General features: G+C 40.5%; 12 protein-coding genes. 5 read left to right on the top strand and 7 right to left on the bottom strand.

Features of this window, described 5'->3' with window-relative positions:
• The first annotated feature begins 79 nt into the window (after positions 1-79).
• Positions 80-535, top strand: a complete 456-nt coding sequence (locus tag KDU71_RS20880) for a nuclear transport factor 2 family protein (protein WP_212193060.1) — start codon at positions 80-82, stop codon at positions 533-535.
• Here the strand turns inward: KDU71_RS20880 and KDU71_RS20875 are convergent.
• The 6 genes from KDU71_RS20875 to KDU71_RS20850 form a co-directional block, all read right to left on the bottom strand.
• Positions 532-921 carry a YchJ family protein gene (locus KDU71_RS20875; protein WP_212193059.1) on the bottom strand — a complete coding sequence of 130 codons (390 nt, stop codon included), beginning with the start codon at positions 919-921 and terminating at the stop codon, positions 532-534. The two genes, KDU71_RS20880 and KDU71_RS20875, sit on opposite strands and share 4 nt — an antisense overlap.
• Positions 911-1540: a DEAD/DEAH box helicase gene (locus KDU71_RS20870; protein WP_212193058.1), complete on the bottom strand. Its 630-nt coding sequence runs from the start codon at positions 1538-1540 to the stop codon at positions 911-913. The genes KDU71_RS20875 and KDU71_RS20870 overlap by 11 nt, the downstream gene beginning before the upstream one ends.
• Positions 1541-1664: 124 nt before the next feature.
• The gene (locus tag KDU71_RS20865; RefSeq protein WP_212193057.1) at positions 1665-1892 is read right to left on the bottom strand and encodes a hypothetical protein; all 228 of its coding nucleotides are present in this window, start codon (positions 1890-1892) and stop codon (positions 1665-1667) included.
• Between the two features lie 248 nt (positions 1893-2140).
• Positions 2141-3766, bottom strand: a complete 1626-nt coding sequence (gene pckA / locus KDU71_RS20860) for a phosphoenolpyruvate carboxykinase (ATP) (RefSeq protein ID WP_212193056.1) — start codon at positions 3764-3766, stop codon at positions 2141-2143.
• Between the two features lie 481 nt (positions 3767-4247).
• Positions 4248-4781, bottom strand: coding sequence for a methylated-DNA--[protein]-cysteine S-methyltransferase (locus tag KDU71_RS20855; RefSeq protein WP_317195178.1), 534 nt, complete (start codon positions 4779-4781; stop codon positions 4248-4250).
• Positions 4782-4881: 100 nt separating this feature from the next.
• Complete coding sequence (locus KDU71_RS20850) at positions 4882-6486, bottom strand: fumarate hydratase (protein ID WP_212193055.1); 1605 nt, start codon at positions 6484-6486, stop codon at positions 4882-4884.
• Positions 6487-6731: 245 nt separating this feature from the next.
• Here KDU71_RS20850 and KDU71_RS20845 point away from each other — a divergent pair, with 245 nt between their 5' ends.
• The 4 genes from KDU71_RS20845 to KDU71_RS20830 all read left to right on the top strand — a co-directional run bounded on the left by KDU71_RS20845 (position 6732) and on the right by KDU71_RS20830 (position 12810).
• A complete protein-coding gene (locus KDU71_RS20845) occupies positions 6732-8102 on the top strand; it encodes an alanine/glycine:cation symporter family protein (protein ID WP_244828632.1) in 1371 nt (456 codons plus the stop codon).
• A 62-nt stretch (positions 8103-8164) separates the two neighbouring features.
• Entirely contained in the window at positions 8165-8854 is a 690-nt protein-coding gene (locus tag KDU71_RS20840) for a head GIN domain-containing protein (protein WP_212193054.1), read from the top strand.
• A gap of 124 nt (positions 8855-8978) precedes the next feature.
• Complete coding sequence (locus KDU71_RS20835) at positions 8979-10823, top strand: DUF3857 domain-containing transglutaminase family protein (protein WP_212193053.1); 1845 nt, start codon at positions 8979-8981, stop codon at positions 10821-10823.
• Positions 10824-10842: 19 nt separating this feature from the next.
• Positions 10843-12810, top strand: a complete 1968-nt coding sequence (locus tag KDU71_RS20830) for a DUF3857 domain-containing protein (protein ID WP_212193052.1) — start codon at positions 10843-10845, stop codon at positions 12808-12810.
• 226 nt (positions 12811-13036) lie between these two features.
• On the opposite strand, the gene KDU71_RS20825 is transcribed toward KDU71_RS20830, so the two are convergent.
• The gene (locus KDU71_RS20825) at positions 13037-13861 is read right to left on the bottom strand and encodes a formylglycine-generating enzyme family protein (protein ID WP_212193051.1); all 825 of its coding nucleotides are present in this window, start codon (positions 13859-13861) and stop codon (positions 13037-13039) included.
• Between the last annotated feature and the right edge of the window lie 134 nt (positions 13862-13995).

Here is a 13995-nt window from a genome sequence, read left to right as displayed (position 1 = left end):
CTTAAAATAATCAGTAGATGAAGATAAAATTGAATAGTTGTATCTTTAATGAGATTATTAACAACCCAATATTATTAATATGAGAAAATTACAGTTTGTAGTCCTCTTAATGTGTTTTGTGCTTAGTGCTTCAGCGCAATCGGATGAGGCTGAAGTAAAAGCGATAAAAGAAGTTATTCAATCGGCCTATGTTGAAGGTATTCAGAATGAAGGTGACATCGAGAAAATAGATGCTGGCATACATCCGGATTTTAATTTGCTTGGAATTGGTGAGAATGGCACCATCTGGAAGTTACCTATTGCAGAGTGGAAAGAAAAAGTGATCGAAAGAAAAAAGAACGGGCAATTGCCCCGGGATAAGGATAATCTGATTAGCGTAAAGTTTTTATCTGTTGATGTGACGGGTACAGCTGCTGTTGCTAAGTTTGAGTTTTATGTAGGTAAGGAACTGAAATATGTCGATTACTTATCGCTTTATAAGTTTGAGGAAGGTTGGAAGTTGGTGAGTAAAATCTTTTACAAGTTTGAGGACTAGTAATGCTGACCAGACACATAGTACCAAATCCCTTTTTCGTTTCGGAAAAGGGATTTTTCGTGAATGGCCTGTAATGTGCCATTTTCAATATAGAGAGCCTTGAATTCAACAATGCCATCCTTGTCGTGAGCTTTTCCTTTTTGGGTATTGAGGATGGTAAGCCCCATCCATTGTACTGATTTTGCCCAATTAAGTATTTCCAGTTTGTCTTTTATCGGTCTCGTACTTACATGGTGGGTTTTCATCAGATAATCAATATTGGCTAAAGTAAAGGCGGTGTACCTCGAACGCATCAGGCTCTCTGCTGTCGGAGCCTGATGGTGTCCTTCAATAAATGGCATGCAACATGTGCCGTATGGATTGTTAGAGCCGCAGTTACAGTTCATTGCTTGCTTCTATTTCGAACACTAAAGGATTTTTCATGATGCGCTCCTCCACTGTTTCAAAGCTTTTGTGCCAGCGGCTTGCAAAAAACAGTATTTGCGGATTTTTAAGGCCATCGGCAATGCGGTAAATTATGGCGTGGTGGGTATTGCTGATAACAGTTTCCGCATTGTCCACAATCAACATCTTTATCTTTGTCATCGGAACGCCATTGATATTCACCAGCTCCATCAGGCGTTTGGGCGTGCAGATTAATACATCAAGCCCATCGTATATTTCATCTTTCTGGTATTGCAAGATGCCTTGGTCAAAAGCAACAAATGTTCTTAAATTAGTGTATTTACCAAGTGTATTGAATTGTTCCTCCAGTTCAAACGCCTTTTCTTTTGTTGGGGTGATGATAATGGCGCGTGGTGCTTCTTCAAACGCCTCCTTGAGTTGCTGGATAACGCCCATAACAATGGTGGTGGATTTGCCTTCTTTTTCAGGTGCCAGACAAAACAGGTCAGCGCCAGATTTTATTTTAGGAATGCTCAGTGATTGTAATTCTTTTGGATGTGTATCGAAACCCGCTTCCTTAATGGCCGTAACAAGTTGGGGTATTATTTTTTTAAATTTCATAATATCTTCCGGTTTGCAAGTGCAAAGATGGTGAAAAGTACTAAAAACAAAAATGGCCTCTTTTTAGAAAAGGCCATTCATTTATTCTGATTGCAAGTAATTGTACCCTGCAAAAGAGTTTTATCTATGCGTAATAAGCGATCAGGTTTTTACCTGTATACATTTCAATGCTGTTGTTTGATCCTTCTTTTACGTTAAGGCTAAATTCCGGATGCTTTTTTTCAAGGAATTGATTAAGGCGCTGCATTATAATAGATGCCTTGTTGTTATTCCTTCTGGTAATGAAATTATCCAGGGCAATTAAAAATGAAATCTGCTTATTCTTGGCGTTTGATGTTATACGAAGATTCATAGCACACATTTTTAAGTTGTTGTTTTGACTTATATACTCTCTTTATTGATGAAGGTTCCGATTTTAACAATTAATAACGTTCCTCAAAAGTGAAACCTTGCAAGTTTGTAATTGTTTAATCGTTTGACTACCTAATCATAAAGGTAATGTATCAAAATGTATGCCAAAGTGGGTAAGTGCCAAATTGGCTGTTTGGCTTAAAAATTAAGAGGTGTTAACCCTTTAGTTAACACCTCTTTGAGTAGATATTAGGAGTTTGTAGTTGTCGGTCCGGCTTTTACCAGTTCTTGGCCTTGTGGTGTATCAGTGTACTTTCTGAAGTTTGTGATAAACCTGCTGGCCAAATCATTTGCCTTAGTTTCCCAATCTTTTGGATTGGTATACGTGTTGCGTGGATCCATAATGTTTGGATCAACATCGTGCAGCTGTTTTGGTATCTCCAGGTTGAAGACCGGGATGGTGGTTGTTTCTGCTTCCTCAATCGAGCCATCTAATATGGCATCAATGATGGCGCGCGTGTCTTTTATCGAAATCCGTTTGCCTGTGCCATTCCAACCGGTGTTAACCAAGTAGGCTTTTGCCCCGTGTTGCTCCATTTTCTTCACCAGTTCGGCACTGTATTTTGTTGGATGGAGCGAAAGAAAAGCTTCGCCAAAACAGGCAGAGAATGTGGGGCGTGGTTCTGTTACGCCAAGTTCGGTACCAGCCAGTTTAGCTGTAAAGCCCGAAAGGAAGTGGTATTGTGTCTGTTCTGGGCTAAGTTTCGAAACGGGTGGCATTACGCCAAAGGCATCGGCCGTCAGAAATATGACTTTATTGGCATGGCCTGCTTTAGAAACGGGCTTAACAATGTTGTTAATGTGATATATGGGGTAAGAAACCCTTGTGTTTTCTGTAACTGAATTGTCACTAAAATCAATTTTACCATTCGCATCAACGGTTACGTTTTCAAGCAAAGCATCTTTTCGGATGGCGTTGAAGATATCTGGTTCGCTTTCTTTGTCCAGATTGATGGTTTTAGCATAGCAACCTCCTTCAAAGTTAAATACGCCTTCGTCGTCCCATCCATGCTCATCATCTCCAATCAGTTCGCGTTTAGGATCGGTAGAAAGAGTTGTTTTTCCGGTACCGGAAAGGCCAAAGAAAATAGCTACATCACCATTTTTTCCTTTATTGGCCGAGCAGTGCATAGAAGCCATGCCGTTCAGTGGCAGGTAGTAGTTCATCATGGCAAACATGCCCTTTTTCATCTCGCCACCATACCAGGTGCCACCAATGATTTGCATCTTTTCGGTTAAATTGAAAATCGTAAATACCTCCGAGTTTAGTCCCTGTTCTTTCCATTTTGTATTAGTTGTTTTGGAGGCGTTAAGCACAACAAAATCCGGTTCGCCATATGCGGCTAACTCAGCTTCGGTTGGGCGAATGAACATGTTCTTTACAAAGTGGGCCTGCCAGGCAACTTCCGTAATGAATCGTACTTTTAAGCGGCTATTGGCATTGGCACCACAAAACGTATCAATTACATATAGTTTTTTCCCAGATAGTTGTGTGCAGGCATCGCTTTTTATAGCAGACCATGTTTCGGGAGATACTGGTTTGTTATCGTTTTTAGCAAAGTCTGAAGTCCACCAGATGGTGTCTTTTGTTATGTCATCTTCAACGATGTATTTATCTTTAGGTGAACGGCCGGTGAATTTACCAGTCATCACATTGATAGCGCCTGTTTCAGTTAGCTGTCCTTTCTCATAGCCTTTCAATTCGGAATTTAGTTCATCGAGGTATAAATCCTCATACGAAGGATTGTAAATAATAGATGATGTATCTAAAATACCATATTTACTAAGGTTTACCGTAGATTTTACTGCTTCCATTTTGGTGTTGTTAATTGGGTTCTTACAAATTGTAATTAAACGTGGTTGTAGTGTGATTTGATTGTGATATTAATATGCGATTATCTTTAAAAAATTAACTAAAATAAACAAATAAGTACAAATTAATACAAATAAAAATACTGAAATAGTTCTTTATTATCAGATAATTAAGAAGTATATCAGTATGGATTGTGAATTGATATGCTAAGATTTGTAATTTGTTATAAAATAAACAAATTATTTGGCAACTTTGTTTTTGAAAGGTCTGTAAGTAGCTGATATAAAGGATTAAAAAATTATTTAAAGAAAAATAATGCTAATAGTGCTTATGAATCGTAATTGGCGGCCCAATTTATAAGGAATAATTTCTTTTAATGCCAAAAATAGTTAGCGTAAGTTGTTGCTGTTAAGTAAGGTGTTGAATTTGGTATTTTTTATGTTATCGTAAGTAATCAGGTGTAACAATAACAAAATATACCTTTTAAAAAAGTTTTAGCTGTGGAGTGCATTTTTGTGGATTTTCCAGCTCTAAAAGTCTTTTTTTAGCCAATAACCCACCTGCATAACCTATTAAATTGCCATTTTTACCAATAATGCGATGGCAAGGGACGATGATGGAAATAGCATTGGCACCATTGGCAGAGGCAACAGCTCTAATGGCATTTTTATCGCCCAATTGAATGGAGAGTTCCAGGTAACTTCGCGTTTCACCGTAGGGTATTTCTAATAGGGCATGCCACACACTTTTCTGAAAATCAGTACCGACTAATAATAGGGGTAGTGTAAACTTGTCTAACTCTCCGGCTGTATACGCTTTTAGTTGCTTAATGGTAGCCTCGGTTATAGGCGTTGAGGCTTCTTTATACTCAGCATTTAAAGCTTTCTGGATGCGCTTGTCAATACTGGTACGCATTTTTCTGTATCGCCAGTCGCACAGGCAAAGCTTATTATCATAGGAGCCTATGATGAGTTCTCCAAAAGCGCTTTTATAGTATTGAATAGCGATGAAGTCCATAATAGATGGCTGACGGTTTGAGTTGGCAATATACTAAAACAAAAGCTGCGATGGACTTAAGGTCACCGCAGCTTGTTATATTTAATGCTATTACAGATGTCTATAGTTTAGCAAAGAAGTCATTCCCCTTATCATCTACAATAATAAATGCAGGGAAATTTTCAACTCTGATTTTGCGTACTGCTTCCATGCCCAGTTCTTCAAAATCAACTACTTCTACTGATTTTATGCTGTTTTTGGCAAGGATAGCTGCTGGCCCTCCAATAGAGCCTAAATAGAATCCTCCATTATTCTTACAAGCATCAGTTACTGCTTGTGAACGGTTACCTTTAGCTACCATAATCATAGACCCGCCATGTTTCTGGAAAAAATCAACGTATGGGTCCATGCGGCCCGCTGTTGTAGGTCCAAAGCTACCAGAAGCCATGCCTTTAGGTGTCTTGGCAGGTCCCGCATAATAAACGGGGTGATTTTTGAAATACTCGGGCATTGCCTGGCCTTCGTCAAGCATTTGCTTGATACGTGCGTGTGCAATATCGCGTGCTACAATTAAAGTACCTGATAAATTTAAGCGTGTTTTAATAGGGTATTTGGTGAGTTCCTTCAAGACATCTTCCATTGGCTGGTCCAAATCAATGTCAACAGCAGGTGCCATGTGTGGAGCTTCTTTAGGAACGAATCGTGAAGGATTCTTTTCCAGTTCTTCCACAAAAATACCTTCTTCAGTTATTTTTGCTTTGATATTGCGATCGGCACTACAGCTTACACCCAGGCCTACAGGACAAGAAGCGGCATGACGTGGTAAACGAATAACACGTACATCATGCACAAAGTACTTGCCACCAAACTGGGCGCCAATGGTGCTTTCCTGACATATCTGCTGTACTTTGGCTTCCCATTCTAAATCGCGGAATGCCTGGCCCCCCTCATTGCCTTCAGTTGGTAAATGATCGAAGTAGCCAGCGGATGCTTTTTTAACGGTAGCCAATGTTGCCTCGGCAGATGTGCCACCTATTACTAATGCCAGGTGATAAGGAGGACAGGCTGAAGTTCCCAGGTCTTTAATTTTATCCTGGATAAACTTGGTCAGATTTTCCTCAGTTAGTAATGCTTTGGTCTGCTGATACAAAAAGGTTTTATTACCTGAGCCACCACCTTTGGTCATAAATAAGAAATCGTACTGATTACCTTGTTCGGCGTAAATATCAATTTGCGCTGGCAGGTTTGTGCCTGTGTTTTTCTCTTCAAACATTGAGAAAGGTACTACCTGTGAATAGCGCAGGTTGCGATCGCGATAGGTTTCAAATACGCCTTTCGAAAGGTGTTCAGCATCATTGGCACCAGTAAATACGTTTTCGCCTTTTTTACCAATGACAATGGCAGTACCGGTATCCTGGCAAGTTGGTAATTCGCCTTCGGCAGTCACCACCTGGTTCATTAGCATGGTGTGAGCTACAAAGCGATCGTTGTCTGATGATTCCTCATCCTGCAGTATGTTAGCCAGCTTTTGCAGGTGGGTAGGACGCAGGTAGAATGAAACATCCGAAAATGCTTCTTTAGAAAGCAGCTCTAATCCTTTAGGATCTACTTTTAATATTTTTCGGCCATCTACCTCAATGGTAGAAACATAATCTTTTGTGATCAACCTGTAAGGGGTTTCGTCCTTTTGTATCGGAAACGGTTTTTGGTACTTAAAATCAGCCATAATAGAAATTGGTTATTAGGCAGAAGTCTTTGGTCTTCTCCAATGTGAAGTTTGGTGCTGACTCCAGACTTAAGCAGTTTTTATATTATCAGTTATAAATTATATCAGGTTTATACCGCTGACGTGCAAATCTAAAACTTAATTCAAAATCAATTAAAGAAATTGTGCAATAATTACCGTTAAAAAAATATAAAGCAATAAGCCTTATGTTTTGAATGCCATGGCAGTTTTTCTATCTTTCAAAAATGAAAAGAATTGAAAACCTAATCATCGAATTTAGTGACTTTATTTGGGGTACGCCACTTCTCATTCTACTTTTAGGTGGCGGATTTTTCTTTATGATGTATAGCCGGCTAATGCCGTTCAGGTATATTGCGCATGCAGTTGATATTTTAAGGGGTAAATACGATGATCCTGATGAAGCAGGACAAATCAACCATTTTCAAGCTTTGTCAACTGCTTTGGCAGCTACTGTTGGTATGGGTAATATCAGTGGGGTGGCTGTGGCTATCACGGCAGGTGGTCCGGGAGCTATCTTCTGGATGTGGGTGAGTGCAGTACTGGGCGTCTCCACCAAGTTCTTTACCGGTACACTGGCTGTTATGTTCAGAGGGAAGGATGACCGGGGAGAGGTGCAGGGCGGTCCGATGTATATTATTACCGAAGGTTTAGGGAAGCGCTGGAAGCCCATGGCGGTATTTTTTGCTGTGGCGGCTATGTTTGCTGTGTTCCCGGTTTTTCAGAGTAACCAGCTGACGCAGGTGTTTCGTGATATTGTGTTGTCGCCTAATGGCATTAATACCGGGTTTACCAGCGATTTAGTTACCGGTATTGTTATAGCAATATGTATGTCAGCCGTAATTTTTGGAGGGATTAAGCGTATTGGAAAGGTAACAGCGGGCATTGTGCCGTTTATGGTGCTTTTGTATGTGCTGGTTGTGCTGTATATTATCTTTTCTCATCCTGATCAGTTATGGGATGCCATTGTTCTTATATTCACCGATGCTTTTGAGGCAGAAGCTGTGTTGGGTGGGGCAGTAGGTATAATCATTATTACCGGTATAAAGCGGGCTGCTTTCTCCAATGAAGCCGGAATCGGAACGGCCCCATTGGCTCATGGAGCCGCTAAAACCAATGAACCCGTTAGAGAAGGTCTGGTGGCTATGCTGGGGCCTATTGTTGATACTTTAATAGTATGTACAATGACAGCATTGGCTATATTGGTGACAGGCGTATGGCAAACCAGCGATGCAGATGGTATTACCCTGACAGCACTGGCATTTGAAAAGGCTATTCCGGTTTATGGGCCTTACATTTTAATTCTGTGTGTGTTGTTTTTTGCCTTATCAACGCTATTCGCTTTTCCTTATTACGGCAATAAATGTGCGTCGTACCTATTTGGTACCCGTTCAAAGAATATTTACAATACACTAAGTGTTATTAGTGCGGTGGTGGCCGCGGTTGTTTCAATCGATGTGGTCATTGCTTTTATTGATTCAGCTTATGCGCTAATGGCGTTTCCTAATATGATTGCAGCCATTATTCTTGCTCCCCATGTCAAACGGGCAACTGTCAGCTATTTTTCACGTTTAAAGGCCGAACGTAAGAAAACTTAATTTGTCTGTAACTTAAGTGTAGGTATGAGCGTCCTACTTTTTAAATACTTAATCTTTAGCATATGAGAAAATTAATGATGTTGACAATGTTGATGCTGATGGCAACCGTTGTCTTTGCGCAGGAAAAAGAAAAACGTTCTGTTGGTGATTTTACTCGCATCACTGTTTCATCGGGTATTGATTTATATCTGTCACAGGCAGATGCCAATGACGTGGAAGTAGAGTGTAAAAAAGATGATTTGCACCGACTGATGACCGAAGTGGAAGGGAATACACTTAAAATATATATGAAGGGCAACTTTAGTTGGAACTGGAGTACAAAAACAACGCCTAAGGTGTATGTATCTGTTAAACAATTGGAAGCGCTTTCGGCCAGCGGAGGTTCTGATGTATACGGTCAAAACGTATTGGAGCAGCCAGTATTGAAGTTAAGCAGCAGTGGCGGCTCTGATGTGTATATTGAGGTGAAATCAGATGAATTGAAATTAACCACATCGGGCGGTTCAGATATAAAGATTAAAGGGGTAGTGGGACAATTAATAGCTACTTCGAGTGGAGGTTCGGATATCAATGCGCGCGACTTAAAAGCTGAAACAGTAAAAGTCACTTCATCAGGTGGCTCTGATGCTATTGTGTGGGCCAATAAAGAAATTATTGCCAATGCCAGCGGTGGCAGTGATATCGTTTTTTACGGTAATCCTGAGATTAAGCAACTGAACGAATCGGGGGCCGGTGATATTAGCCAGCGCTAAAAAAAAGAAATAAATAACAATCTTGAAAGCCACATCCGTTAGGGTGTGGCTTTTATAATGTGATGCATATAAGCAGCAAAATTTTAGTTGCTTAACTAAAAATACTATTTTAGAAAAAAAAAGAATGCGCCTACCCCTCATCTTCTTTTTTAGTCTGTTAATAGGTATACACGTTTCTGCCCAGCAGAACAACAGTCAGATTAATCGCTACAATAAAGTGGTGACTTACTCTGGCTTCAGGGTAGTTGAATATACCGAGCTGGAGATACAGATTAATAATGCCAAAGGCTTAAGTTATGCTGATATTGAAATACCTTACTCCAAAGGCAATAGCATTAAGGAGCTGCAAGCGGGTATTTACAATTTATCAGGTAACAAAATACGGATGCTGAAGAAAAAAGACATTGTGCGAGCTAATGCCTATTCTGATAATTCGTTCCATAGCGATAACATGAAAATGTCCTTTAAGCTATTACACAATCGTTATCCGTATATTATTAAGTACAGTTATAAAACTGATGCCACTGATTACCTGTATCTGGCCTGGTGGATGCCTCGCAGCAGCAAAGATGTGCCGGTTAAGGAGGCAAGCCTGTCAGTAGAAGTACCTCAGCAATGTGCCGTACGTATCTTTCATCAGGGTGTAGGCGAGACTCAGGAAGTATCATTAAACGGTAAAACGACATATAGCTGGACCATTGACGATGTAGAATTTGTTGAACGACAAAAGTTTGGTCCGCAAAGCCGGGAGCTGCAAGCCCAGGTAATGGTTATGCCGGAACTGTTCAACTATGGCGTGAAAGGTAATGCGGCCAGCTGGCAAAGTTTTGGCGAATGGCTGAGTGCGTTAAAGGCCAACTGCCATAATCTGCCAGAAAGTGAAAAAGAACGGGTGCGCCAGTTAACGAAGGATTGCAACAGTGAGTTAGAGAAGATAAATACACTGTATAAATACCTCCAGAATAATACCCGCTACGTAAATGTGGCTCTGGATATTGGAGGCTTGCTGCCAGAGACCGCTGAATACGTGTGTGCCAATAGATATGGCGATTGTAAAGCGCTGACCAATTACATGCAAGCTTTATTAAGTGAGCTTGGTATTGCTTCTGTTTATACCATTGTGCACGCCGGGCAGTATCCGTTTAAGATAAATACCGCTTATCCATCGCAACAGTTTAATCATGTGATTTTGTGCGTGCCGCAAGTCAATGATACCATTTGGCTGGAGTGTACCGATAAAACGGCACCATTTGGCTACCTGGGTACTTTTACTCAAAATCGTACGGTGTTATTGGTGGATGGTGAAAACAGCCGATTGACCCGTACGCCTGCATTAAACCATGAAGAGGTGGCCGATAGTTATGTATCGACGATTCACATGGCGGCCGATGGCACTTTGCAGATGGAAACACAAGCCACCTTGCGAGGCAGAGCTTTTGACTATCTTAAGAGTTTGAATGATGCCTTACCGCAACAAGATAAGCTGGACTATATTGAGGAGTTGGGAATAGTAGAGCACGCCGATATAGCACATTTTTCGTTGGAGAGAGCGCATGCCGACTCCTCTTATATAAATCTGAGGCTACACTCGAAGCTTAATAATGCCATTGAGCCCATTGGTGATCGTTCCTTAATAAAACCCATCCGTCCTTTCTATTTTAAGCTTGATGAGCCAGAGCAACGAATGCAGGAGCTGCGTTTTAGCTATCCTTTTAATGTGAGCGATACGCTGATATACAACCTGCCTCGACCTATTAAGCGCATTAGCGGATTGCAAGGCCAGCAGCTTGATACGGATTTTGGATACTATACAAAAGACGTGCAGTTTAATGAATATCAACTAATCATTACCCGACATATCAGCATTAAAGCCGGCAGCTACCCGGTTGAAGAGTATGAGGGCTTTTATGAGTTTATGCAAGCGTGTGCCAATGCCGAATTGCAGAAAGGTATTGTCGAATATTTCTAACTAAATCCAACACCACACTATGAAAACACTTTTATTCACCATTTTACTGTTCACCTCCTGGGTGTTTAACAAGGGCATGGCGCAAGAGATAGAGTTTGGAAGTTTGCGACCTTGCGATGCCGAGATACAGGCCTGTGCCTATGAGAAAGATGCGCCAGCTGTGGTGTTGTTTGATAAGGGAGATTCGTGGTTTGTGCAGGATGATGGCGGATTTGTCCTTCGCTTTGACAGGCATGTTCGTATCAAAATATTTAATGAAGCAGCCTTTGATAAGGGGGAGTTTGAGATACCATTGTATAAGGGAGGCGAACGGAATGAAGAGGTTAAGGAGATAGAAGGCATCACCTTTAATATCGAAGGCGGGCGAATGGTAAAGGTAGAGCTGGATAAGAAAAATGTGTACCGTGAAGACATTAATGAATACTGGTACATGAAAAAGTTTGCCATGCCACAGGTGAAAGAAGGCTCAATTATTGATGTGAAATACACTGTTTATTCGCACTATTTTGAGCATTTCAGAGACTGGGAATTTCAAATGGATATACCAGTTTTGTACAGTGAGTATAAGGTGAATATGATTCCGTTTTTCTCGTACCGCTATCGGCTGCAGGGGGCTACTACCTTCGACCATTACAAAAAATACGATAAAAAAGGCCTGGAGAGAACCTATGCTGGTATACCATTTAAGGATGTTGTGTATGAGTTTGGCTTCGAAAATGTACCATCGTTTAAGGATGAAAGCTTTATTTCCTCGCGCAATGATTACATCAAAAAGATTGACTTTCAATTGTCGGAAATCAATTCTACCTCGGGCTATAGCCGCAAGTACATGAACACCTGGCCATCCATGGCCGAAGAGCTGCTGGACCATCCTGATTTTGGAAAATACATAAAGAAAGCTGAAAAGTGGGGGAGCAAGACCTTTACGCATCTTAGTAATAAGCCCGAGGAGGAGCAACTTGATAAGGTCCTTACCTACATGAAGCAGCATTTTACCTGGAACCATTATACCGGCAAAAGGGCTCAATATAGCTTCAAGGAGTTTAACGAAAAGCTATCGGGAAATATCGGTAATATCAACCTGAGCACCATAGGTGCGTTGCGCGCCCTTGGCCTGCAGGCTTCACCGGTTATTATCAGTACCCGGGATAACGGTAAGGTTACCGATTCATTTCCCTACTCCAACCTGTTTAACTATGTGCTGATATTGGTTGAGGTGGATAAGACCATGCGCCTGGTGGACGCCACCCAGGATATGTGCCCCAATCACCTGATTCCATCGCGCTGCATCAATGGTAAAGGTTTTATAGTAGAAGAGGATAGTGAGAAATGGGTGACCATATCCAATGCGGCTACTTCGCTGGAGGAGCTGAACATGGCCATATCGGTTAATGTTGAGGAAGGGGCGCTGGAAGGTTTGTGCCGGGCAAAGTGTACAGGCTACTCGGCTGTTTCGGAGCGCAAAGCGTATTATAACAGCCGCGAAAACTTTGAGAAGAAAATTAGCAGCAAGGGCTTGAAGGTTGAGAATATGGAAGCTGTTAATTTATCCGATAACTCGCAGCCGTTTAAGTATAGTTTCAAATTCTCGCAGGCGATTGACCGTATCGATAACCAGTTAATACTGTCGCCCTTTGCCAACCTGGTGGAAAAGGAAAATCCCTTTAAGCAGGAAGACAGGAGCCTGCCTGTAGATTTGGTGTATCTGCGCGGTAATCGTTTTATCACCACCATTCAGATACCAGAAGGCTACAAGGTGGAAGCTTTGCCAAGCCCCCAAAAGATTAACTCCGAAAATGTGTCATTCTCCTTTTTAGCCCAAATAAATGCTAAGCAGGTGCAGATGATAGCCAGTTATAATTTTAAGAAGCAGACGTATCCGGCAGACACCTACAAGGAGTTAAAGCGCTTTATGAATGCAGTAACGGCGGCCATCAACTCTAAAATTATACTGACTAAAGTGGATAATAACCTGGCTGATTTATAGCTTGGCCTTGGATGTATTTCATGCTTGAAAATACAAAATATCTGATCTCGTGATTCTATAAATAGGAGGTTTTTAGACAGTCTGACGGTAAATTGTATGAGTAGTGGCCGATTGCGTGGCACTTTCCTGTCAAACCGATATGTAGTTTGAGCGGGCTACAAACCTTGATATTTAGCTTCTTACCTGCCATTACTTATACAAAATGTTGTGTGTTCGTGTTAATATTTTAATTTTTCTTTTCACAAATTATTCTAAATCCGATTGAAAATCCCCATAAATTTGGTTCATGAGTTCTTCTATATGAAGATTTCGCATTCTCTGCACCAAAATACCAACTACCGCCACGAATTACTTTTTCTTTCCCTTCATAAGGCCCGGTTGGATTTGTAACTTTGTCAGTTGTATATGGGGCATACCAGTCGCTAACCCATTCCCACACATTTCCGTGCATATCACTAAGACCCCATTGATTTGATGGGTAGCTGCCAACAGGAGTTGGACTCCCTATAAAAGTGCCTTGTATCGTATATTTTGATTTTATTTTGGAATTATAGTTTGCTAAACTATCATTTAGTATTACTCCATATGAAAACGGAGTTTTTGTTCCCGCCCTACAGGCATATTCCCATTCTGCCTCTGTAGGAAGACGAAACTGGTATTCAGTTGATAAATCATTTAACTTATCAAGAAATAATTCAATATCAAAATACGAAATACTTACTATCGGAAAATCAGGGTTTATATTCCGAAATGGAGATGGTTTTTGAGGATGTAGTTCTTTGTTTCCCATTATTTTTTGCCATTGTGCTTGTGTTACTTCAGTTTTTCCAAGCCAATAATCATAATTTAAGTGTACTTCATGTAAAATTTCTGAACCTCTTAAATTTTCATAGTCTCCCATAAGAAAGCTTCCCTTTTCTATTTTAATAAATTCCATTCCTAAAATGGGTTCCTTTAAAACTGAAAAGGATTTATCTTTATAGCCTACAATAACCAAAGGCAGTAATAAAAAAAATAGCGAGTTATATCTTTTAAATTTCATTTTAGTCATGCTAATTATTTACTTCAATACAAATACACTTTCTCTTACATGTTCGTTAAGATACATCGTTTACAAAAGTTATAGATTAGACTTTACACTAAATTAGTTTCTAACCTTACTGATTGTTCTTTAGTTCTTAATTC

Origin of the sequence: Carboxylicivirga sediminis, assembly GCF_018156225.1 — a bacterium.
Classification (GTDB): domain Bacteria; phylum Bacteroidota; class Bacteroidia; order Bacteroidales; family Marinilabiliaceae; genus Carboxylicivirga; species Carboxylicivirga sediminis.
Note: the sequence above shows the minus strand (reverse complement) of the source record. Positions and strands in the feature narration are given on the sequence as shown.

Bases quoted from the DNA above. Each gene is read 5' to 3' on its own strand.
- KDU71_RS20880 (WP_212193060.1), top strand. From the start codon at position 80: ATGAGAAAATTACAGTTTGTAGTCCTCTTAATGTGTTTTGTGCTTAGT.
- KDU71_RS20875 (WP_212193059.1), bottom strand. From the start codon at position 921: ATGAACTGTAACTGCGGCTCTAACAATCCATACGGCACATGTTGCATG.
- KDU71_RS20870 (WP_212193058.1), bottom strand. From the start codon at position 1,540: ATGAAATTTAAAAAAATAATACCCCAACTTGTTACGGCCATTAAGGAA.
- KDU71_RS20865 (WP_212193057.1), bottom strand. From the start codon at position 1,892: ATGAATCTTCGTATAACATCAAACGCCAAGAATAAGCAGATTTCATTT.
- pckA (WP_212193056.1), bottom strand. From the start codon at position 3,766: ATGGAAGCAGTAAAATCTACGGTAAACCTTAGTAAATATGGTATTTTA.
- KDU71_RS20855 (WP_317195178.1), bottom strand. From the start codon at position 4,781: ATGGACTTCATCGCTATTCAATACTATAAAAGCGCTTTTGGAGAACTC.
- KDU71_RS20850 (WP_212193055.1), bottom strand. From the start codon at position 6,486: ATGGCTGATTTTAAGTACCAAAAACCGTTTCCGATACAAAAGGACGAA.
- KDU71_RS20845 (WP_244828632.1), top strand. From the start codon at position 6,732: ATGAAAAGAATTGAAAACCTAATCATCGAATTTAGTGACTTTATTTGG.
- KDU71_RS20840 (WP_212193054.1), top strand. From the start codon at position 8,165: ATGAGAAAATTAATGATGTTGACAATGTTGATGCTGATGGCAACCGTT.
- KDU71_RS20835 (WP_212193053.1), top strand. From the start codon at position 8,979: ATGCGCCTACCCCTCATCTTCTTTTTTAGTCTGTTAATAGGTATACAC.
- KDU71_RS20830 (WP_212193052.1), top strand. From the start codon at position 10,843: ATGAAAACACTTTTATTCACCATTTTACTGTTCACCTCCTGGGTGTTT.
- KDU71_RS20825 (WP_212193051.1), bottom strand. From the start codon at position 13,861: ATGACTAAAATGAAATTTAAAAGATATAACTCGCTATTTTTTTTATTA.